The organism is Nocardioides sp. QY071 (assembly GCF_029961765.1).
In the GTDB taxonomy this organism is placed as follows: Bacteria; Actinomycetota; Actinomycetes; order Propionibacteriales; family Nocardioidaceae; genus Nocardioides.
The window spans coordinates 1,150,101-1,169,445 of record NZ_CP124681.1; the positions used below are offsets into that span (position 1 = coordinate 1,150,101).

General features: G+C 72.2%; 18 protein-coding genes. 11 read left to right on the top strand and 7 right to left on the bottom strand.

The genetic code is table 11. The features are described from left to right. Nucleotides 1-37: 37 nt before the first annotated feature. Entirely contained in the window at nucleotides 38-1,204 is a 1,167-nt protein-coding gene (gene sucC, locus QI633_RS05435; protein WP_141800068.1) for an ADP-forming succinate--CoA ligase subunit beta, read from the top strand. 17 nt (nucleotides 1,205-1,221) lie between these two features. Beyond that, on the top strand, nucleotides 1,222-2,121 hold the full coding sequence (sucD, locus tag QI633_RS05440) for a succinate--CoA ligase subunit alpha (RefSeq protein WP_282428352.1): 900 nt from the start codon (nucleotides 1,222-1,224) through the stop codon (nucleotides 2,119-2,121). Between the two features lie 168 nt (nucleotides 2,122-2,289). Here the strand turns inward: sucD and QI633_RS05445 are convergent, their stop codons facing one another. The 5 genes from QI633_RS05445 to QI633_RS05465 all read right to left on the bottom strand — a co-directional run bounded on the left by QI633_RS05445 (nucleotide 2,290) and on the right by QI633_RS05465 (nucleotide 6,836). Continuing rightward, nucleotides 2,290-2,457: a hypothetical protein gene (locus tag QI633_RS05445; protein ID WP_282428353.1), complete on the bottom strand. Its 168-nt coding sequence runs from the start codon at nucleotides 2,455-2,457 to the stop codon at nucleotides 2,290-2,292. A gap of 102 nt (nucleotides 2,458-2,559) precedes the next feature. After that, a complete protein-coding gene (locus QI633_RS05450; RefSeq protein WP_160158328.1) occupies nucleotides 2,560-2,730 on the bottom strand; it encodes a hypothetical protein in 171 nt (56 codons plus the stop codon). Nucleotides 2,731-2,779: 49 nt separating this feature from the next. Then, nucleotides 2,780-4,288: a hypothetical protein gene (locus QI633_RS05455; RefSeq protein ID WP_282428354.1), complete on the bottom strand. Its 1,509-nt coding sequence runs from the start codon at nucleotides 4,286-4,288 to the stop codon at nucleotides 2,780-2,782. After that, complete coding sequence (locus QI633_RS05460; RefSeq protein WP_282428355.1) at nucleotides 4,281-4,790, bottom strand: SigE family RNA polymerase sigma factor; 510 nt, start codon at nucleotides 4,788-4,790, stop codon at nucleotides 4,281-4,283. Before QI633_RS05460 ends, QI633_RS05455 begins: the two co-directional genes overlap by 8 nt. Before the next feature lie 93 nt (nucleotides 4,791-4,883). Next, nucleotides 4,884-6,836 (bottom strand): hypothetical protein, encoded by a 1,953-nt coding sequence (locus QI633_RS05465; RefSeq protein ID WP_282428356.1) that lies wholly within the window; start codon nucleotides 6,834-6,836, stop codon nucleotides 4,884-4,886. A gap of 135 nt (nucleotides 6,837-6,971) precedes the next feature. Between QI633_RS05465 and QI633_RS05470 the strand changes: the two genes are divergently transcribed. The 7 genes from QI633_RS05470 (at nucleotide 6,972) to QI633_RS05500 (ending at nucleotide 13,995) form a co-directional block, all read left to right on the top strand. After that, a complete protein-coding gene (locus tag QI633_RS05470; protein ID WP_282428357.1) occupies nucleotides 6,972-8,291 on the top strand; it encodes a DUF6350 family protein in 1,320 nt (439 codons plus the stop codon). 27 nt (nucleotides 8,292-8,318) lie between these two features. After that, nucleotides 8,319-8,933: a phosphoribosylglycinamide formyltransferase gene (gene purN / locus QI633_RS05475; RefSeq protein ID WP_141800062.1), complete on the top strand. Its 615-nt coding sequence runs from the start codon at nucleotides 8,319-8,321 to the stop codon at nucleotides 8,931-8,933. Nucleotides 8,934-9,048: 115 nt separating this feature from the next. Beyond that, entirely contained in the window at nucleotides 9,049-10,638 is a 1,590-nt protein-coding gene (gene purH / locus QI633_RS05480) for a bifunctional phosphoribosylaminoimidazolecarboxamide formyltransferase/IMP cyclohydrolase (RefSeq protein WP_141800061.1), read from the top strand. A gap of 13 nt (nucleotides 10,639-10,651) precedes the next feature. After that, complete coding sequence (locus QI633_RS05485; protein WP_141800060.1) at nucleotides 10,652-10,966, top strand: hypothetical protein; 315 nt, start codon at nucleotides 10,652-10,654, stop codon at nucleotides 10,964-10,966. Between the two features lie 22 nt (nucleotides 10,967-10,988). Next, on the top strand, nucleotides 10,989-12,773 hold the full coding sequence (locus QI633_RS05490; protein WP_282428358.1) for a PQQ-binding-like beta-propeller repeat protein: 1,785 nt from the start codon (nucleotides 10,989-10,991) through the stop codon (nucleotides 12,771-12,773). 47 nt (nucleotides 12,774-12,820) lie between these two features. After that, nucleotides 12,821-13,690, top strand: coding sequence for a bifunctional methylenetetrahydrofolate dehydrogenase/methenyltetrahydrofolate cyclohydrolase (locus tag QI633_RS05495; RefSeq protein WP_282428359.1), 870 nt, complete (start codon nucleotides 12,821-12,823; stop codon nucleotides 13,688-13,690). Next, a complete protein-coding gene (locus tag QI633_RS05500) occupies nucleotides 13,579-13,995 on the top strand; it encodes a DUF3017 domain-containing protein (protein ID WP_260806226.1) in 417 nt (138 codons plus the stop codon). The genes QI633_RS05495 and QI633_RS05500 overlap by 112 nt, the downstream gene beginning before the upstream one ends. A 63-nt stretch (nucleotides 13,996-14,058) precedes the next feature. On the opposite strand, the gene QI633_RS05505 is transcribed toward QI633_RS05500, so the two are convergent. Next, nucleotides 14,059-15,045, bottom strand: coding sequence for a malate dehydrogenase (locus QI633_RS05505; RefSeq protein ID WP_141800056.1), 987 nt, complete (start codon nucleotides 15,043-15,045; stop codon nucleotides 14,059-14,061). A gap of 95 nt (nucleotides 15,046-15,140) precedes the next feature. Between QI633_RS05505 and QI633_RS05510 the strand changes: the two genes are divergently transcribed. Continuing rightward, complete coding sequence (locus QI633_RS05510; RefSeq protein ID WP_282428360.1) at nucleotides 15,141-15,800, top strand: hypothetical protein; 660 nt, start codon at nucleotides 15,141-15,143, stop codon at nucleotides 15,798-15,800. A gap of 97 nt (nucleotides 15,801-15,897) precedes the next feature. Here QI633_RS05510 and QI633_RS05515 read toward each other — a convergent pair whose 3' ends face one another. After that, nucleotides 15,898-16,986, bottom strand: coding sequence for an MIP family channel protein (locus QI633_RS05515; RefSeq protein WP_282428361.1), 1,089 nt, complete (start codon nucleotides 16,984-16,986; stop codon nucleotides 15,898-15,900). 154 nt (nucleotides 16,987-17,140) lie between these two features. Between QI633_RS05515 and QI633_RS05520 the strand changes: the two genes are divergently transcribed. Then, complete coding sequence (locus QI633_RS05520) at nucleotides 17,141-19,330, top strand: NADP-dependent isocitrate dehydrogenase (protein ID WP_141800054.1); 2,190 nt, start codon at nucleotides 17,141-17,143, stop codon at nucleotides 19,328-19,330. The last annotated feature ends 15 nt before the right edge of the window (nucleotides 19,331-19,345 follow it).

The window sequence follows — 19,345 nt, forward strand, 5'->3', positions numbered from 1 at the left end:
CGCACCGAACCTCTGACCAAGACGTGAGGACGTATCAGTGGACCTGATGGAGTACCAAGCGAAGGAGCTCTTCGCGAAGCACGGAGTGGCCACCACCCTCGGCACGGTCGTCGAGACCGCCGAGGAGGCGCGGGCCGCGGCCGAGCAGATCGGCGGCGTGACCGTCATCAAGGCGCAGGTCAAGGCCGGTGGCCGTGGCAAGGCCGGTGGCGTCAAGCTCGCGAAGACGGCGGACGAGGCATTCGAGCACGCGTCCAACATCCTCGGCATGGAGATCAAGGGCCTCACGGTCAACCGCGTCCTGGTGACCCCGGCGACCCCGCCGGAGGAGGAGTACTACTTCTCCTTCCTGCTGGACCGCTCCAACCGCCAGTACCTCTGCATCGCGTCCGTCGAGGGTGGTGTCGAGATCGAGGAGGTCGCGAAGACCAACCCCGACGCCGTCAAGCAGATCGGCATCGACCCGGGCAAGGGCGTCGACGCGGCCAAGGCCCGCGAGATCGCGACCGAGGCGAAGTTCCCCGAGCCCGTCTTCGAGCAGGCCGTGAAGATGATCGAGGACCTCTACAAGGTCTTCGTCGAGGAGGACGCCACCCTCGTCGAGGTCAACCCGCTGGCCCGCCTGGCCGGCGACAAGCTCGAGGCCCTGGACGGCAAGGTGTCGCTCGACGACAACGCCTCCGAGGTGCGGCACCCCGACCACGAGCAGTTCGAGATCCGCGAGGAGGCCGACCCGCTCGAGGCGAAGGCCAAGGACCTCGGTCTCAACTACGTCAAGCTCGACGGCCAGGTCGGCATCATCGGCAACGGCGCGGGTCTGGTCATGAGCACCCTCGACGTCGTCGCGTACGCCGGCGAGAACCACGGCGGCGTGAAGCCGGCCAACTTCCTCGACATCGGTGGCGGCGCCAACGCGCAGGTCATGGCCAACGGCCTCGACGTCATCCTCAACGACGAGCAGGTCAAGTCGGTCTTCGTGAACGTCTTCGGCGGCATCACGGCGTGCGACGAGGTCGCCAACGGCATCAAGGGCGCCCTCGAGCTCCTCGGTGACAAGGCCACCAAGCCGCTGGTCGTCCGTCTCGACGGCAACAACGTCGAGCAGGGTCGCGCGATCCTCAACGAGCTGAACCACCCGCTCGTGACGCAGGTCGACACCATGGACGGCGCGGCCGACAAGGCCGCCGAGCTGGCGAACGCCTGAGATAGAGAGCAGAGAACATGAGCATCTACCTCGACAAGGACAGCAAGATCATCGTCCAGGGCATCACGGGTGGCATGGGTGCCAAGCACACCGCCCTCATGCTCGACTCGGGCGCCACGATCGTCGGCGGTGTCAACGCCCGCAAGGCCGGCACCACCGTCACGCACCAGGACCACGACGGCAACGACGTCGAGCTCCCCGTGTTCGGCACCGTCGCGGAGGCCATGAAGGAGACCGGCGCCAACGTCTCGGTCCTCTTCGTCCCGCCGGCCTTCACCAAGGACGCCGCGATCGAGGCCATCGACGCCGAGATGCCGCTGATCGTCGTGATCACCGAGGGTGTGCCGGTCCAGGACACGGCCGAGGTCTGGTCCTACCTGCAGGGCAAGTCCACCCGGATGATCGGCCCCAACTGCCCCGGCATCATCACGCCGGGCGAGTCGCTGGCCGGCATCACGCCGCACACCATCGCGGGCAAGGGCCCGGTCGGTCTCGTCTCGAAGTCGGGCACGCTGACCTACCAGATGATGTACGAGCTGCGTGACTTCGGTTTCTCGACCGCCATCGGCATCGGCGGCGACCCGATCGTGGGCACCACCCACATCGACGCGCTCCAGGCCTTCGAGGAGGACCCGGAGACCAAGGTGATCGTCATGATCGGCGAGATCGGCGGCGACGCCGAGGAGCGGGCCGCGGACTACATCAAGGCCAACATCACCAAGCCGGTCGTCGGCTACGTCGCCGGCTTCACCGCCCCCGAGGGCAAGACCATGGGCCACGCCGGCGCCATCGTGTCGGGCTCCGCGGGCACCGCCCAGGCGAAGAAGGACGCGCTCGAGGCCGTCGGCGTCAAGGTCGGCAAGACGCCGTCCGAGACCGCCGCGCTGGCCCGGGAGATCTTGTCGTCCCTTGCCTGAGCCTGCGAAGGCAAGGATCAGACGACAAGGTTGAGGAGGGCAACAGGAACCCGAGCTTGCGAGGGGACCTGCTGACCGTCTCGAAACACAGTCAGTCGCTCTGAGCTGAGCACCGCGAAGGCCCGCCGCCCCGTCAGGGGTGGCGGGCCTTCGTGCGTCGCGGCGGCCTCACGGGATCGGGCCCCCGCCGGAGTGCGGTGCCCGCCAGGTGGAGGCGTCGGCCTTGCTGGCCTCGTGGGCACGCTCGATCGCGGCGGCCTGCTGACCGTGGCGGTTGGCCCAGGTCCACAGGCCTGCGGCGACCACGAGGACGGCGATGGCGAGGATCCAGAACATGAGTCGATGATCCGCCGCCGATCAACTCTTGGCAAGGGCTTGCGCGAAGGCCCGCCACCCCAACACGGGTGGCGGGCCTTCGCGCATCGGGACTCGGTGGACTCAGCCGGGCATGTTGGGCGCGCCGGAGTGCGGCGCCCGCCAGGTGGAGACCTCGGCCTTGCTGGCCTCGTGGGCCCGCTCGATCGCGGCCGCCTGCTGGCCATGGCGAGCGGCCCAGGCCCACAGCGCCGCGGCGGCCAGGACGACGGGGATCGCGATCAACCAGAACATGACCTGATGGTCCGCCCCGGACCGGTTCCTGGCAAGCCCTTTCAAAGCTCTAGCAGCCGGCGTCGGCGAAGACGCACATGGCGGCGATGATGGCCGCGGCGTCGTCCGCGCCGCTGGAGGCGGTGGTCGCGATGTCACCCTGCGGGTCGCTCGCGCCGCCCTCGTTGCTGCCGGTGATGAGCAGGAGGGCGTTGCCGACCTGGACGACGGTGAGCGCCTCGATGCCGACGGCAGGGGCGCCGTCGTACGTCGACCAGGTGCCGACCACCCACGAGATGTCGCCGAGGCCGCCTTCGGTGACGGAGTGGTGGCTCGTGAAGCCGGCCGCGTCGGGAGCCTCGTCGGGACAGGCGCGATAGGCGTTGACCATCGTGGTGGCCGCCCGGGTGGCCGCCTCGAACGACTCGTAGGTCAGCAGCTGGCGGGCCCGGCCGTCCTCGGGCTGTGACCAGGAGGCGTTGAGCCGGTCCGTCGGCGTGGGCAGCTCGCCCCCCGGCTGGTCGGCCACCGAGGTGCCGCACGGGGCGAGCTCGAAGGCCGGCAGGCTGCGCGAGGACGGCTCGAACGTGCCGTCGCCCGACGGGTCGGGCCAGCCCGTGTCGATCGCGAAGCCGTCGGGGATGGTCGTCGCGGCACCCGAGGGGCCGTCGGACGTCGTGCGGTCGTCCGGCGCGCTCGGCTGGGTGGCCGGCGGCCCGTCGCCGGGGAGCAGGCGCTCGGCGGCGACCGGCAGCATCCGGTACATCGGGGTGCCGCCGTCCTCGGGCAGGAAGTTGTAGTCCTGGCCGACGATGGTCAGCCCGACCACGGCGATCCGGTTGTCCTCGACGACCAGGCCGGTCTCGTTGATGAAGCCGGAGTCGCCGTAGGGATCGATCTCCTTGGGCGCCGGTCCCCAGCTCAGGTCGTAGATGACGGCCTTCCCCTCCGAGGCCAAGGGGACTGGCTCGGGATCCGGGCTGACCCGGGAGTTCTCGAAGTCGCCGAGCCGGCCGGTGCAGCTGGTGATCCAGTCGGTCCAGGTGTCGAAGGCGGCCTGGGCGGTGGCGTGGTCGGGGAACTCCGCGACCATCTCGACCAGCCCCTCGCCCGGCGCGGCGATCAGGTCGCTCGCCTCCTCGGGCGGCGTCAGGGCGAACGTGCGGGTGAGGCTGCGGGTCGCGCCGAGCGAGCTCGGGTTGCCCTGCTCGCACACATGATAGGTCGCCTGGGCGTCACCCTCGAAGGTGTCGGTGGTGTGGAAGGCGCCCGACGATCCGGGCTCGTACTGGGTGTCCTCGTCGCGCAGCAGGTCGGACCTGCCGAGCGACGTGCTGGTCGAGGGGTCCTTGGTGACCAGGTGCTTGTCGGGGTCGCCGCCGTGGCCGGTCAGCGCGAGGATCGGCACGGTGACGGCGGCGACGGCGAGTGCGGCACCTCCCGCCACGAGCGCCGTACGACGCCGGCGGATCCGGTCGCCGCGGCGACGGACGTCGGCGGCAGAGAGCGGCATGTCTCCTCCTGCGCGGAGCTCGGCTCCGAACCGGGTGAGCTCCTCGGTGGGGTCGTGGTCAGGCACGGCTCGTACCTCCTCCCGCGATGCCGGGCTCGTCGGCGAGCAGGGCGGCGAGTGCCGCCCGGCCGCGGCTGAGCCGGGCCTTGATGGTTCCCTCGGGTACGCCGACCTCGGCCGCGACCTGCTGGACCGGGAGGTCGGCGATGTGGTGGAGGACCAGCGCCTGGCGCTGGGCCTCGGGCAGCCGGCGCAGCGCGGCGACGAGTGCCACGTGGGACTCGTCGACCGCGGCCGCCGTACCGACGGGCTGCAGGGCCCGGTCGGGGGAGCGCTCGCCCCGCTTGCGGCGCCGCCAGCGGCTCACTGCGAGCCGGTGGGCGGTGGTGCGCACCCACGCCTCGGGGTGCGCCGCGCGGTCCAGCTTGCGCCGGTGCGCCCAGGCCCGGGCGAACGCCTCCTGCGTGCAGTCGGTGGCCTCGTCGAGGTCGCCGATCATCGCGTACACCTGCCCGGTCACCCGGCGGAACGAGGCCGTGTAGAACTCGTCGAACTCAGCTGCGTCCACGCCGACCTCCTCTCGTGCTCCGCGTTCGCGGACTGTCGAGATGGATACGCCCGAGGACCGGGCCCGGTTGCACGGTCTGCCGAGAAAGTTCGATCAGCTCGGATCGTAGGGAGCCGTGCGGGCCAGCCGCTCGAGGGCGCGCTGGGCGAGCGCGACGAAGTCCTCGTCGGCCATGGTGGCCTTGGGGGCCGCGACGTAGGCGAGGACGGACACGGCGGTGCCCTGGCGGAGCACCGCGACGTCGTACTCGATCGTCCGGTCGCCGGGCAGCGCGGTGCTGAGGTGCCAGGCGGAGAGGGCCTGCGGGCCCTTGCCGGAGCTGAGCAGCTCCACGACCTCGGTGCCGGCCGTGGCGTCCAGGTCGGGGCAGGCGGTCATCTGTTCGCGGAAGCGGGTCACGAAGGCGCCGGCGGCGCCGCTCGGCAGGCTGCCGACGGTCTGGGTGAGGCCGACCTGCGGCGGCAGCTGCGCCCCGCCGAAGACGAAGGTGCGGAACTCGTTGCCCTGGATCTCCTGGTTGCGGAACTTGCCGAAGAGGTGGGCGGTGTCGCAACCGATCGCGCCGGCGTCGATCCGGTCCTCGGTGAGCTTGGTGGCCGGGGTGCCGACCCAGGGGCCGGGCTCCGGGGTGATCGGCGGCAGGTCGATCTCGGAGAGCATCCAGTTCGTCGCACCGGCCGGGAAGGGAGCGCGCGGCGTCGGCGTCGGGTTCGGGGTCGCGCAGGCGCCGGCGTCGGGCAGCGCGCAGATCCGGCCGACGGCGGTCGAGAGCAGGCGGGCGACGCCGGCCCGGTTGGCCTTCGCCGGCGGCATCGTGGTGGCCAGCGAGGTGACGGTGGTGAACAGGCCGGTGCGGGCCACGCCGACGACGTAGGTCATCGCGTCGGAGCGCGAGCGCAGCACGAACAGCGTCGACTGGTCGCCCACGCCCGGCAGGTCGGCGGTGCTGACCAGCTGCGTGCGCGGGACCGCGGTGGCGTCCTCGGCGGGCGAGGGGCAGGTGGCGAACCAGCGCCGGGCGTGCCGGTAGGTGCGCACCGCCCGCTGCTCGGAGGAGGACGCCTCCGCGACCTGGATCAGGTTGCGCGCCGCTTGCGGTCGGGTGCTGTCGCGGAAGGTGCGGACCCAGGCGGCGGTGCCCTGCGGGTCGGCGTACCGCGCCGCCTGGCAGGGGAGCACCAGGCCGTTGCCGCTGGAGTTGTCGCTCGTCGTGCCCTGCTGCCATCCCCGGCCGCTGACGGCCTGCTGGACGGCGTCGACCGGCACCAGCGAGGTGTCGGGGAGCGTGGTGATCGCGGGCCCGGCCGGCGGCGGGCCACCGGCGGCGGGCACGTCCTCGCGGTCGAGGGTCGGGCGTACGCCGGTGCTGTCGGCCGCGACGGCACCGCCGGCGACGAGTGCGACCACGGCCACGGCCCCGCCGACGACGGTGTGGGCGCGGCGCCGGGCGGCACCCGCGCGGCGGATGATCGTCACCCGCGGCCAGGTCACCGACCGGGTGGCGTCGGCGAGCCCGTTGAGCGCGAGCGGGATCGCGGAGGTCGGGATCTCGAGCGCCGTCGCGAACTGGGCGGCACCCTGCTGGAGCTCACGCTCGGCCGCCTCGGTGGGCAGCCCGATCTCGTGGGCCATCTCCTCCATGGTCACCGCGGCCAGCTGGGTCAGCAGCAGCGCCTTGCGCTGGACCACCGGGACTGCGCCGAGCGCCTCGAGGGTACGACGGGTCTCCTCGCCGAGGTCCTTCTTGCGGTGCCAGGGCCGGGTGCTGGCGCGACGCAGCGCCTTGCGCCAGGCGTCGGGACGCACGGCCGACTCCGGCTCGGGGAGCCGTCCGGTCTTGCGCCAGTGGTGCCAGGACACGACGAATGCCTCGCGCACCGCGCTCCGCGCCACGGCGAGGTCGCCGGTCAGGGCGAAGGTCTGCAGCAGCAGCCGGTCGCGGGCGTCCTTGTAGAAGGCGTCGAAGCTGCTGGTCAGGTCCGCGCTGCTCACGTAGGCGGACCGGGGCTGCTCGGTGCTCGGGGTCACCTGGTCGTCCGCGGTCATGGCCGCACCAACCTACTTCGCCGGGGGTCACCGGTTCTAACCCGTGTCGCGGTGGCGGTCGTCTCGTCGGTGATGCGGGCGTCCCCGGCGTGGCGGGCCGAACCGGCCGGTCCGGCGCGTGAAGATGGACGGACCATGACGTCCCTCCAGTCGCCGCCGGCACGCCGCAGTGGACCCGGGCGCTCCGGGGCAGCCTCGGACGCCGACCTGCGTCGCCAGCTGGCCACGACCCGGCCGCTCGTGCCGACGGCCAGCATCGGCGGCATCATCGCCGCGGGTGCGCCGCTCCTGGTCTGCATGGCGGTCGCCGTGGTCGGCTGGTTCCTCACCGACGCCGGAGGCGAGGGCGCGCCCAGCGGCGCGCTGCGGGTCGGCGCCCACGGCTGGCTGATGGCCCACGGCTCCACCGTCGCGGTCGAGGGCGTGCGGATCAGCGCGATGCCGCTCGGCCTCACCCTGCTCTGCGCCTGGGTGGTCTGGCGCGTCGGGCACCGGGTCGGCGAGTCGATCTCCGGGCACGGCCCCGACGCCGACCGGATCGCCGACGGCGCCCGCGACCTCACCGTCCCGTACGCCGCCGGCCTGTTCACGATCGGGTACGCCGTCGTCGGCGTCCTCACCACCTCGGTCGCCGCCACCGCCGCCTCCTCGCCCTCCGTGGCGCGGGTCGTGCTCTGGTCGGTGCTGCTGGGACTCGGTGTCGGGGGACCGGCCATCGCGTTCGGCTCCGGTCGCGCGGCGATCTGGCTGCCCGTCGTACCCCCCGCGGTGCGTGACGCCGCCCTCGTCGCCCGCCGGATCCTCACCCGCTGGGCGCTGGTGTGCCTGGTCGCGCTGGTTGCGGCGTTCGTGCTCGACTTCTCGACCGCGGCCAACGTGGTCTCGCAGCTGCACGCCGACGCGGGTGCGGTGCTGCTGATGACCGCGCTCACCCTGCTGCTGCTCCCCAACGCGCTGCTCTTCTCCAGCGCCTACCTGATCGGGCCCGGCTTCACCGTCGGCACCGGCACCACCGTCTCCACGACCGCCGTCGTGCTCGGCCCGCTGCCGATGTTCCCGCTGCTCGCCGCGCTGCCCGACCAGGGCAGCCAGCCGTGGTGGACCGACTGGCTGATGCTCACCCCGCTCCTGCTGGCCGCCCTGACCGCCGGTCAGGTCCAGCGCGACCGGCCGGTCCTGGCCTGGGACCGCGCCGCGATCCGCGGCTGCGCCGGCGGGATCAGCGCCGGGGTCGTCCTCGCGCTCGTGTCGGCCTTCGCAGGAGGGGCGGTCGGCCCGGGCCGGATGCAGGACGTCGGGCCCTACACCTTCGACGTCCTGCTGCACGCGATCACGTCGTTCGGCATCGGCGGCGTGGTCGGTGCGCTGGGCGTGTGCTGGTGGCAGCGCGACGCCGACGGCCGGGTCCGTCGGGGGCTGCGAGCCGTCCGTGCGCGGCTGCCGCGTCGTTCCTGAGGCCCGGGACGTCCTAGACTCCGGGCCGTGCCCGCTCGTCCTCGTATCGTCGTCCTCGTGTCGGGCTCCGGCACCAACCTCCAGGCATTGCTCGACGCCTGCGCCGACCCGTCGTACGGCGCCCGGGTGGTCGCCGTCGGGGCCGACCGCGACCACATCGAGGGCCTCGCCCGGGCCGAGCGGGCCGGCGTACCGACCTTCGTGGCGAAGGTCAGCGACCACAGCAGTCGTGGGTACTGGGACCGCGCGCTGACCGACAAGGTCGCCGCCTTCGAGCCTGACCTCGTGGTGCTGGCGGGGTTCATGAAGCTGGTGGGGGAGAAGTTCCTCGGCAGGTTCGGCGGCATGACCGTCAACACCCACCCGGCCCTGTCGCCGTCGTTCCCGGGCATGCACGGGCCGGCCGACGCGTTGGCGTACGGCGTGAAGGTCACCGGCGCGACCCTGTTCGTGGTCGACGCCGGCGTCGACACCGGTGCGATCGTGGCCCAGACCGTCGTACCCGTGGAGGACGACGACACCGTCGATACGCTCCACGAGCGGATCAAGGTCGCCGAGCGGGCCATGCTCGTCGAGTCGGTCGGCCGGATGGCCCGGGAGGGGTTCACCGTCGACGGCCGGCGGGTTCGGCTGGGAGGCTGAACGCCGATAGACTGAGGGCACACGACTGGCGCAGGTGGGCCACCACCAGGGAGTGACGAGTCGGCATCGATCGCCTGGGTGCCCTCATCGAGACCACCGACCGATGAGGAGCCCGATGTCCACCACGCCCGACCGGATCAAGATCAAGCGCGCGCTGGTCTCCGTCTTCGACAAGACCGGTCTCGACGACCTGGTGCAGGGCCTCGCGGCCGCCGGCGTCGAGCTCGTGTCGACCGGCGGCTCGGCCGCCCTCATCGAGTCGCTCGGCCTCCCGGTGACCAAGGTCGAGGACCTGACCGGCTTCCCGGAGTGCCTCGACGGCCGGGTCAAGACGCTGCACCCGCGGGTGCACGCCGGCATCCTCGCCGACCGCCGCCTGCCCGACCACGTCCGTCAGCTCGAGGAGCTCGAGGTCGCGCCGTTCGACCTGGTCGTGGTCAACCTGTACCCGTTCGCCGCGACCGTCGCCTCGGGTGCCGGCGTCGACGACTGCATCGAGAAGATCGACATCGGCGGCCCGTCCATGGTCCGCGCCGCCGCGAAGAACCACCCCTCGGTCGCGATCGTCACCGACGGCGCCGACTACGCCGCGGCGCTGAGTGCCGCGCAGGGCGAGGGCTTCACGTACGACGAGCGCAAGGCGCTGGCCGCCAAGGCGTTCGTCCACACCGCGACGTACGACGTCCAGGTCGCCTCCTGGATGGGCTCGGTGCTCACCGACTCCTCCGAGGGCACCGGCTTCCCGGCCTGGATCGGCGGCACCTGGGACAAGCAGGCCGTGCTCCGCTACGGCGAGAACCCGCACCAGCCGGCCGCGCTCTACCGCTCCGGCTTCGGCCCCGGCGGCCTCGCCGCCGCCGAGCAGCTGCACGGCAAGGAGATGTCCTACAACAACTACGTCGACACCGACGCGGCCCGCCGCGCGGCTTACGACCACGGCGACCAGCCGACCGTCGCGATCATCAAGCACGCCAACCCGTGCGGCATCGCGGTCGGCGCCGACGTGGCCGAGGCGCACCGCCGCGCCCACGAGTGCGACCCGGTCTCCGCGTTCGGCGGCGTGATCGCCACCAACGTGCCCGTTTCGGTCGAGATGGCCCAGCAGGTCGCGGAGATCTTCACCGAGGTCATCGTCGCCCCCGGGTACGACGACGGCGCGGTCGAGGTGCTCCAGGGCAAGAAGAACATCCGGATCCTCCTCGCCGAGCCGCTCGCGCAGGGTGGCGTCGAGACCCGGCCGATCAGCGGCGGCCTGCTCATGCAGCACGCCGACCGCTTCCAGGCCGAGGGCGACGACCCTGCTGCGTGGACGCTGGCGACCGGTGAGGCCGCCGACGAGGCGACCCTTGCGGACCTCGCCTTCGCCTGGCGCTCGGTCCGCGCCGCGAAGTCCAACGCGATCCTGCTGGCGCGCGACGGCGGTGCCGTCGGCATCGGCATGGGCCAGGTCAACCGGGTCGACTCCTGCAAGCTCGCCGTCGAGCGGGCCAACACCCTGGTCGAGGGCGAGGAGCGGGCGCGCGGCTCGGTCGCCGCCTCCGACGCGTTCTTCCCGTTCGCGGACGGCCCGCAGATCCTGCTCGACGCCGGCGTGAAGGCGATCGTGCAGCCGGGCGGCTCGGTGCGTGACGAGGAGACCATCGCTGCCTGCCAGGCGGCCGGCGTCACCATGTACTTCACCGGGACTCGTCACTTCTTCCACTGAGCTGGACGGGGGAATGAGCGTGGTGGTCTCGGGACGGCACTCCGAGGAGGAGCACCGCACCGAGGTCCTGATCGAGGCCGAGGGCAGGCAGGTCCGGTTCGACGTCGTCGAGATCCCGGACGGGACCTACGGCTACTCGCGGGCCGAGCGCGAGCTGGCGGAGCCCGGCATGCAGAGCAGCCGGGTCGGTCTGTGGGCGCAGCCGGCCAGCTACCGCTGGCTGGTGGCGCTGTTCGCCCGGGCCGGCGTCGGCGACGCCCAGGTGCCGCGCGTGCTGGCCGCCGTTCGCGCCGGGACAGGAACCCGGGAGTTCCGGTTCGTGTACTGATCGGGTGGGGAGGCTGCACGCCGTGAGTTCCACCCGCTCCCGCACCACCGTTGTCGCCGGCATCGTCCTGGCGCTCGTCGCTGTCGCCGTCGCCCTGGTCCTCGGCCGGGGCGGCGAGGCGACTCCCGCTCCCGTCGCCCGGCCCACCGAGCACTCCTCGCCCGCGGTCGAGGACGCGCTCGTGCCCGCCTGGACGGCGACCCTGCCCGCCGGGCCGCGGGTCGTGCGGGTCACCGACGAGGTGGTCGTGCTGGCCGGAGACCGGTACCTCGCGGGATTCGAGCGCTCCAGCGGCGACGAGCTGTGGCGCCGGGACCTGGCCCGGTGGTGCACGGCGTCGGACGTGACCGGCACCGGCCTGATCCTGCTGGCCACCGGCGATCCTGCCGGCCCACGGCGGGAGCCGGAGCCGTGCCGCACCGTGACGGCGTACGACGTCCGTGACGGCGCCGAGCGGTGGAGCAGCCGGGTGCCGCCGTTCGCCGCGAACCCGGGTCTCGACGGGCTCGCCGTCGGCGACACCGCCGTGACGGCCCTGGGCCGCTGCTCGGTGACGCGGCTACGGCTCGACGACGGCCACCGGCTCTCGCGCGAGGTCTTCGAGCTGGAGAAGGACGGCGACTGCACCTTCTCCGGCGGGGCGGCCACCGACGGCCAGGTGCTCGTCGACTTCGTCCCCGACGACCCGGACTCGCTGGACCTGACGGGCACGCTGCGGGTGCGCGACGCCGACAGCGGAGCGGTGCTGCGCCAGGAGCACGGCGAGGACCCGGTCGCGCTGGAGGTGCTGGGCGGCTCGCCGCTCGTGCTCGGTCGGTGGGCCGACGACGACGTGGTGGTGCAGCGGATCGGGCGTCGTGGTGCCCAGAACCTGCTCGCGGGTGCTGACACCCCCTCGCCGGCGCTGAGGTCGCCAGGCTCCACCTACGCCACCAGTGCGGTCGACGGCGGACCGACCACGGTCCACCGCTTCGACACCGCCACCGGCACGCTCGCCTGGTCCCGGAGCCTGCAAGGCACCGTCGTGGCCGCGGACGCGGCCGGGCTCACTGTCGTCAAGGGCGAGCCCGGCGAGTCGTACGACGTCGTACGGATGGCGGCGGCGGACGGCCAGCGGCAGCTGCTCGGGCGGATCGCCAGGCAGGGCGAGCAGGACCGGGTGCTCGGCGCCGACGACGTCCTCGTGGCGGTGGCGGCGAGCGAGGACGGCGCTCGGGCCCGCGTGGTCGAGCTGCCGCCGGCCGGCGAGGAGGTCGGGCCGGTCGACGACGGGAGTGGCAGCGCCGCGATCGGCCCCGACGACGTCGTCGGTGCCTGCAACGGGTTCAGCGACCGGACGCTGGCGATGCTGGACGGGCGGCGGACCGAGGTGGGCACCAGGCTCGACTGCTCCTGGTACACCGTCTCCACGAACGACGTGAACATCCGCTTCGAGACGGCGGTCGCGCTCGGCACGCCGGACCAGGCGGAGGGGCTGGCCCGCCTGCTGCCCTCGGCGGAGTCCTTCGACGACCTCGACGACCTGGGCGAGAGCATGCCCGCCGTGGGCTGGGGAGCCGCCGCGTGGGTCGTCGACCGGCCCGCGGCCCGCCGCGCCGACCCGTCGCCGAAGGCTCCGCGCGACGACAACCTCGCGTACGCACTGCTGGTCCAGCAGGACGGGGTGATGGTCACGGTGGCCGCCTCGGTCGAGGTGGAGCGTGAGGGGGTGCCGGGCGTGGTCCCGGCCGCCCGGGTACGACGCGCGGTGGCGCGTGCCGTGACCGAGATCTTCGCCTCGCTGGGAGTCGAGGTCACCCGTCCGTGAGCACCGGGCGGTCAAGAGGCTGGCGCAACCTCTGAGAGGATGCGTGCGTGACGGCAAGAAAACTCGACGGCAACGCCACTGCGGCCGCGATCAAGGACGAGCTCCGGGTCCGGATCGAGAAGCTGCGCGAGCAGGGCATCATCCCGGGGCTCGGCACGGTACTGGTGGGCGACGACCCCGGCTCGCGGTGGTACGTCAACGGCAAGCACAAGGACTGCGCCGAGGTCGGTATCGCCTCGATCCGCGTCGACCTGCCCGAGGTCGCGACCCAGCAGGAGATCGAGGAGGCCGTCGCCGGCCTCAACGCCGACCCCGACTGCACCGGCTACATCGTCCAGCTGCCGCTGCCGCGCGGTCGTGACGAGAACCGGGTGCTCGGCCTGATCGACCCCGCCAAGGACGCCGACGGGCTCCACCCCACCAACCTGGGCTGGCTGGTGCTCGGCAACGAGGCGCCGCTGCCGTGCACGCCGTACGGCATCGTCGAGCTGCTGCGCCGCCACGACGTCCCGATCGCAGGCGCCGAGGTGGTCGTGGTCGGTCGCGGCATCACCGTCGGCCGCCCGCTCGGCCTGCTCCTGACCCGCCGCAGCGAGAACGCCACGGTGACCCTGTGCCACACCGGCACCGTCGACCTCGCCGCCCACGTGCGCACGGCCGACATCGTGGTCGCGGCCGCCGGCGTGCCTGACATCATCACCGGCGACATGGTCAAGCCCGGCGCGGCCGTCCTCGACGTCGGCGTCAGCCGGGTCGACGGCAAGATCGCCGGCGACGTCGCCGCCGACGTCTGGGACGTCGCCGGGTGGGTCTCGCCCAACCCGGGCGGGGTCGGCCCGATGACGCGCGCGATGCTGCTGGCCAACGTGGTCTCGATGGCCGAGAAGCAGGCGGCGAACGGGAAGGCAGCACGCTGAACGACGAGGCCCCCGAGCTCCCCGAGGAGCCGCGTCGCTACCCCTCGACGATCGGCGGCGCGTGCTACATCGCCGTCCTGGTCGTCGTCGGCGCCGGCCTGGTGGTCGCGGCAGTCTCGGACTGGCGGGTGGGCCTGCGGATCATGTCCGGCGGCCTGCTCACCGCCGCCGCGCTGCGGCTGGGGCTGCCGGAGAAGGATGCCGGCATGCTCGCCGTTCGCCACCGGTTCCTCGACGTCGGCATCCTGGTCACCGTCGCGGTCGTGCTGATCCTGCTCGCCGGGAGCATCCCGGAGCAGGGCTGAGGACTCCGCACGTACGACGAAGGGCCGGTGCCACGCGGCACCGGCCCTTCGTCGTACGTCAGGTCAGATCAGGCCCAGCTCGGTGACCGCGGCCTTCTCGTCGGCCAGCTCGGCGACGGAGGCGTCGATCTTGCCGCGCGAGAACTCGTCGATCTCGAGGCCCTGGACGATGCTCCAGTCGCCGTTCGAGGTGGTGACCGGGAACGAGGACACCAGGCCCTCGGGGACGCCGTAGGAGCCGTCGGAGACGACCGCCATCGAGACCCAGTCGTCGGCCGGGGTGCCGTTCAGCCAGTCGCGGGCGGCGTCGCAGGTCGCGGACGCGGCCGAGGCGGCCGAGGAGGCGCCCCGGGCGTCGATGATCGCGGCGCCGCGCTTGGCGACGGTCGGGATGAAGGTGTCGGCGATCCAGGCCTGGTCGCCCACGACCTCGGCGGCGTTCTTGCCGGCGATCTCGGCGTGGAAGATGTCGGGGTACTGGGTGGCCGAGTGGTTGCCCCAGATCGTGATCTTCTTGATGTCGGTGACGGCCGAGCCGGTCTTCGCGGCCAGCTGGGAGATCGCCCGGTTGTGGTCGAGGCGGGTCAGCGCCGAGAACCGCTCCTTGGGGATGTCGGGGGCGTTGCTCGCGGCGATCAGCGCGTTGGTGTTGGCCGGGTTGCCGGTGACGCCGATGCGGACGTCGTCGGCGGCGACGGCGTTGAGCGCCTTGCCCTGGGCGGTGAAGATCGCGCCGTTGGCGGACAGCAGGTCGCCGCGCTCCATGCCCGGGCCGCGCGGCCGCGCGCCGACGAGCAGGGCGAGGTTGACGCCGTCGAAGATCTTCTCCGGGTCGGAGCCGATCTGGACGCCGGCGAGGTTCGGGAACGCGCAGTCGTCGAGCTCCATGACGACGCCCTCGAGCGCCTTGAGCGCGGGCTCGATCTCGAGCAGACGCAGCTCGACGGGACGGTCGCCGGCGATGGCGCCGCTGGCGATGCGGAAGAGCAGGCTGTAGCCGATCTGACCGGCCGCGCCGGTCACGGCCACCTTGAGCGGGGTGGTGCTCACAAGGACTCCTTCAAGGAACTCGGTGGACTCCCGCGACGCTAGCAGCGCCCGGGCCCGCGCGCTGACCCGGTCCGGGTGCTGCGACGATGACGGCCATGCGGACACGTGCTCTCGCGGCTCTCGCGGCCCTGACCCTCGCCGGGGCCGTGCTGGCCGGTTGCGGGTCGGCCTCCGCGCCCAGTGCGCCGACCGGCGTCGACGGTCTGGAGATCCCGACCCCCGACCCGCGGCCCGCCGACTTCGTCGCCCGGATCGGCAACCCGTGGCTCCCGCTGGCCGTCGGCTCGCGGTGGGAGTACGCCGACCTGGCGACCGGCAGCGTCGACCTCACCCTGACGGTGGAGGCCGGACCCTCGGTCGACGGCGTCGCGACGACGACGCTGGTCCGTGCCGCCGCCGACGGCGCCGTCGTCCGCGACCTGTACGCCCAGGACCGGGCCGGCAACGTGTGGTGGTTCGGCCGCGAGGGCCAGTGGCAGGCGGGGGAGGGCGGCGCCGAGGCCGGCCTAGCGATGCCCGCCGCGCCCCGGTTCGGGGACGGCTTCCGCACCGCCTCTGCACCGGGCCTGTCCGAGGTGGCGACGGTCGCGGACGTCGGTGAGGAGATCACGGTCCCGCTGGCGACGTACCACCGCACCGTCACGCTCGACGTCGAGGACGCCACCGGGGTCCGCACGGAGACCTACGCTCGCGGTGTCGGACTGGTCCGGACCGACGACGCGGGCCTCGTCGCGTACGAGCCGGGCCGCGAGTAACACCCCCGCCGCGCGCCCGTGGGCAGGAAAACGCCCGAGGGCGTGGGCCGCGTCGCCGCGACTCCACGCCCCCGGGAAGGGTTGACCCGTCACCGCATCACTGCGGGGGACGCACCTGCGTCTGGTCGCTGGCGGGCGGCGCCCACCCGGCCTGCGGGTCCGGCGAGGCCGGCGCGCCGGGAGCGGGCTGCTGCTGGGCCGGGATCCACTGCTGCGCGGCGGGGTCCCACTGCCAGCCGTCCTGGATGATCGGCTGGCCCTGCTGCTGGGCGGGCTGGCCGACCTGGCCGACCTGGCCGACCTGCTGGCCCGGCTGCGCCTGGTGCTGGCCGTACGCCTGCTGCTGGCCGTAGGCCTGCTGGTTCCACTGCTGGGTGAAGCCCGGGTCGGACGAGCCACCCGCACCGAAGTTCAGGCCCGAGCCGGGGACCGGGTCGGCGCCGTGGCCGAACACCAGCGGGTACAGCACACCGGCGATCGCACCGCCGAGCAGCGGGGCGACGATGAACAGCCACAGCTGGACGATCGCGTCGCTGCCGGAGAAGAACGCGACGCCGATCGAGCGAGCCGGGTTGACCGACGTGCCGGTCGCGGGGATGGCCACGAAGTGGATCGCCGCGAGGGTGAGGCCGATGGTCAGCGGGGCCATGGCGGCCACGGCGCGGTTCCGCTCGTCGGTGGTGCCGAGGATGACCGTCACGAAGATGAAGGTCAGGATGAGCTCGATGAGCAGCGCGCCGAGCAGCTCGACGCCGCCGTGGTCACCGAAGCCGTTGGAGCCGAGCGACTCGCCGAACTCCCAGCCGAAGTCGCTGGAGAGCGCGGTCAGTGCGAGCAGGAGGCCGCCGACGAGGCCGCCGACGATCTGCGCCGCGCTGTAGAGACCGGCGTCCTTCCACGAGATGCGGCCGCCGAGCGCGGCACCGACGGAGACCGCCGGGTTGAAGTGGCCACCGGAGACGCGGCCGAAGGTGTAGACCATCGCGATGATCGCGATGCCGAACGACAGGCCGACCGCCGTGATCGCGAACAGCCCGGCGAGACCGGTGCTGTCGTCCGCGACGTTGCCGAAGATGACGGCGGAACCGCAGCCGATGAAGACGAGTACGGCGGTGCCGAGGGCCTCGGCCGCGATCTTCTGGACGAGGGTGGGGGGTGTGGACGTGTCGACTGCTTCTTCTGACATGGGCTGGACCTTCTCCTCCGTGGGGCTCCCGAAAACCGCCGGGTTACACACGGCAGCCTAGTCATTACTGTGGCTGCCGAAGGGGACGCGTGCCCCGGCATCAGGTATCTTGACGTCAAGAATCCCACCCACGGCCCAGGAGTGACGCCCGGACATGTCGAGCATCATCTACACCCACACCGACGAGGCGCCGCTGCTGGCGACGTACTCCTTCCTGCCGATCGTCGAGGCGTTCGCCGCCAAGGCCGGCGTCGCGTTCGAGACCCGCGACATCTCCGTCGCCGCGCGCATCCTCGCCCAGTTCGGCCTCGCCGACGACGCGCTGACCGAGCTCGGTGAGCTCGCCAAGACGCCCGAGGCCAACATCATCAAGCTCCCCAACATCTCCGCCTCCATCCCGCAGCTCAAGGCCGCGATCAAGGAGCTGCAGGCGCAGGGCTTCGCCGTCCCGGACTACCCCGAGGCGCCGGCGACGGCGGAGGAGAAGGAGATCCGGGCCAAGTACGACAAGGTCAAGGGCTCCGCCGTGAACCCGGTCCTGCGCGAGGGCAACTCCGACCGCCGCGCCCCCGCGTCGGTGAAGAACTACGCCAAGACCCACCCGCACACCAACAAGCCCTTCACCGAGGGCTCGAAGACCAACGTCGCCACCATGGGCGAGCACGACTTCGCCAGCAACGAGAAGTCCGTGACCCTGGCCCAGGACGACGTGCTCTCGATCGTCCTCGAGACCGCCGCCGGCGAGACCGTCGTGCTCAAGGACGGCCTCAAGGTCCTCGCCGGCGAGATCGTCGACGGCACCAAGATGGAGGCGGCGTACCTGCAGGCCTTCCTCAAGAACGCCATCGCCGAGGCCCAGGCCCAGGACGTGCTGTTCTCGGTCCACCTCAAGGCGACCATGATGAAGGTCTCCGACCCGATCATCTTCGGCCACGTCGTGAAGGCCTTCTTCTCCGACGTCTTCGCGCAGTACGGCGACCAGCTCGCCGCCGCCGGCCTGTCGGCCAACGATGGGCTCGGCGCCATCCTGGCCGGCCTCGACGCCCTCGAGAACGGCGCGGAGATCAAGGCCGCGTTCGACGCCGCCCTCGCCGCCGGCCCGCGCCTGTCCTACGTCAACTCCGACAAGGGCATCACCAACCTGCACGTCCCCTCCGACGTCATCGTCGACGCGTCGATGCCCGCGCTGGTCCGCAACGGTGGCCGCCTGTGGGGTGTCGACGGCGGCGAGGACGACACGCTCGCGGTCATCCCCGACTCGTCGTACGCCGGCGTCTACCAGGCCGTCCTCGACGACGTGAAGAAGAACGGCCCGCTCGACCCGGCCACCATCGGCACCGTCCCGAACGTCGGCCTGATGGCGCAGGCGGCCGAGGAGTACGGCTCGCACGACAAGACCTTCGAGATCGCCGAGGCCGGCACCGTCCGTGTCCTCGCCTCCAACGGTGACGTGCTCATCGAGCACGACGTCGAGGCCGGCGACATCTGGCGTGCCTGCCAGACCAAGGACATCCCCGTCCAGGACTGGGTCAAGCTCGCCGTCACGCGCGCCCGCGCGTCGCAGACGCCGGCGATCTTCTGGCTCAACGAGTCGCGTGCGCACGACGCCGAGCTCATCAAGAAGGTCAACGCCTACCTGCCCGAGCACGACACCGACGGCCTCACCATCGAGATCCTGTCGCCGGAGCTCGCGACGTCGTACTCCCTCGAGCGGATGCGCAAGGGCGAGGACACCATCTCGGTGACCGGCAACGTGCTGCGCGACTACAACACCGACCTGTTCCCGATCCTCGAGCTCGGTACGTCGGCCAAGATGCTCTCCGTCGTCCCGCTGATCGCCGGCGGCGGACTGTTCGAGACCGGCGCGGGCGGCTCGGCGCCCAAGCACGTGCAGCAGCTGGTCGAGGAGAACTACCTGCGCTGGGACAGCCTCGGTGAGTTCTTCGCGCTCGTCCCCTCGCTGGAGAAGTACGCCGAGCAGGCCGGCGCCCCCGCCGCGCAGGTCCTGGCCGACGCGCTCGACCGTGCCACCGGCACCTTCCTCAACGAGGACCGCTCGCCGGGCCGCAAGCTCGGCACGACCGACAACCGCGGCTCGCACTTCTACCTCGCGCTCTACTGGGCCGAGGAGCTGGCGAACCAGACCGAGGACGCCGACCTCGCGGCCGCGTTCAAGCCGCTCGCCGAGAAGCTGCGGGCCAACGAGGCGAAGATCGCCGAGGAGCTGATCGCCGTCCAGGGCGAGCCCGCCGACATCGGTGGCTACTACTACCCGGACGCAGAGAAGACCTCGGCCGTGATGCGCCCGAGCGCGACGCTCAACGAGGCGCTCGCCGGGTTCTGATCGCTCGCTGATCAC

Coding starts and splice junctions, on each gene's coding strand:
- sucD (WP_282428352.1), top strand. CDS start 1,222: ATGAGCATCTACCTCGACAAGGACAGCAAGATCATCGTCCAGGGCATC.
- QI633_RS05445 (WP_282428353.1), bottom strand. CDS start 2,457: ATGTTCTGGATCCTCGCCATCGCCGTCCTCGTGGTCGCCGCAGGCCTG.
- QI633_RS05450 (WP_160158328.1), bottom strand. CDS start 2,730: ATGTTCTGGTTGATCGCGATCCCCGTCGTCCTGGCCGCCGCGGCGCTG.
- QI633_RS05465 (WP_282428356.1), bottom strand. CDS start 6,836: ATGACCGCGGACGACCAGGTGACCCCGAGCACCGAGCAGCCCCGGTCC.
- QI633_RS05470 (WP_282428357.1), top strand. CDS start 6,972: ATGACGTCCCTCCAGTCGCCGCCGGCACGCCGCAGTGGACCCGGGCGC.
- purH (WP_141800061.1), top strand. CDS start 9,049: ATGTCCACCACGCCCGACCGGATCAAGATCAAGCGCGCGCTGGTCTCC.
- QI633_RS05485 (WP_141800060.1), top strand. CDS start 10,652: ATGAGCGTGGTGGTCTCGGGACGGCACTCCGAGGAGGAGCACCGCACC.
- QI633_RS05510 (WP_282428360.1), top strand. CDS start 15,141: ATGCGGACACGTGCTCTCGCGGCTCTCGCGGCCCTGACCCTCGCCGGG.
- QI633_RS05515 (WP_282428361.1), bottom strand. CDS start 16,986: ATGTCAGAAGAAGCAGTCGACACGTCCACACCCCCCACCCTCGTCCAG.
- QI633_RS05520 (WP_141800054.1), top strand. CDS start 17,141: ATGTCGAGCATCATCTACACCCACACCGACGAGGCGCCGCTGCTGGCG.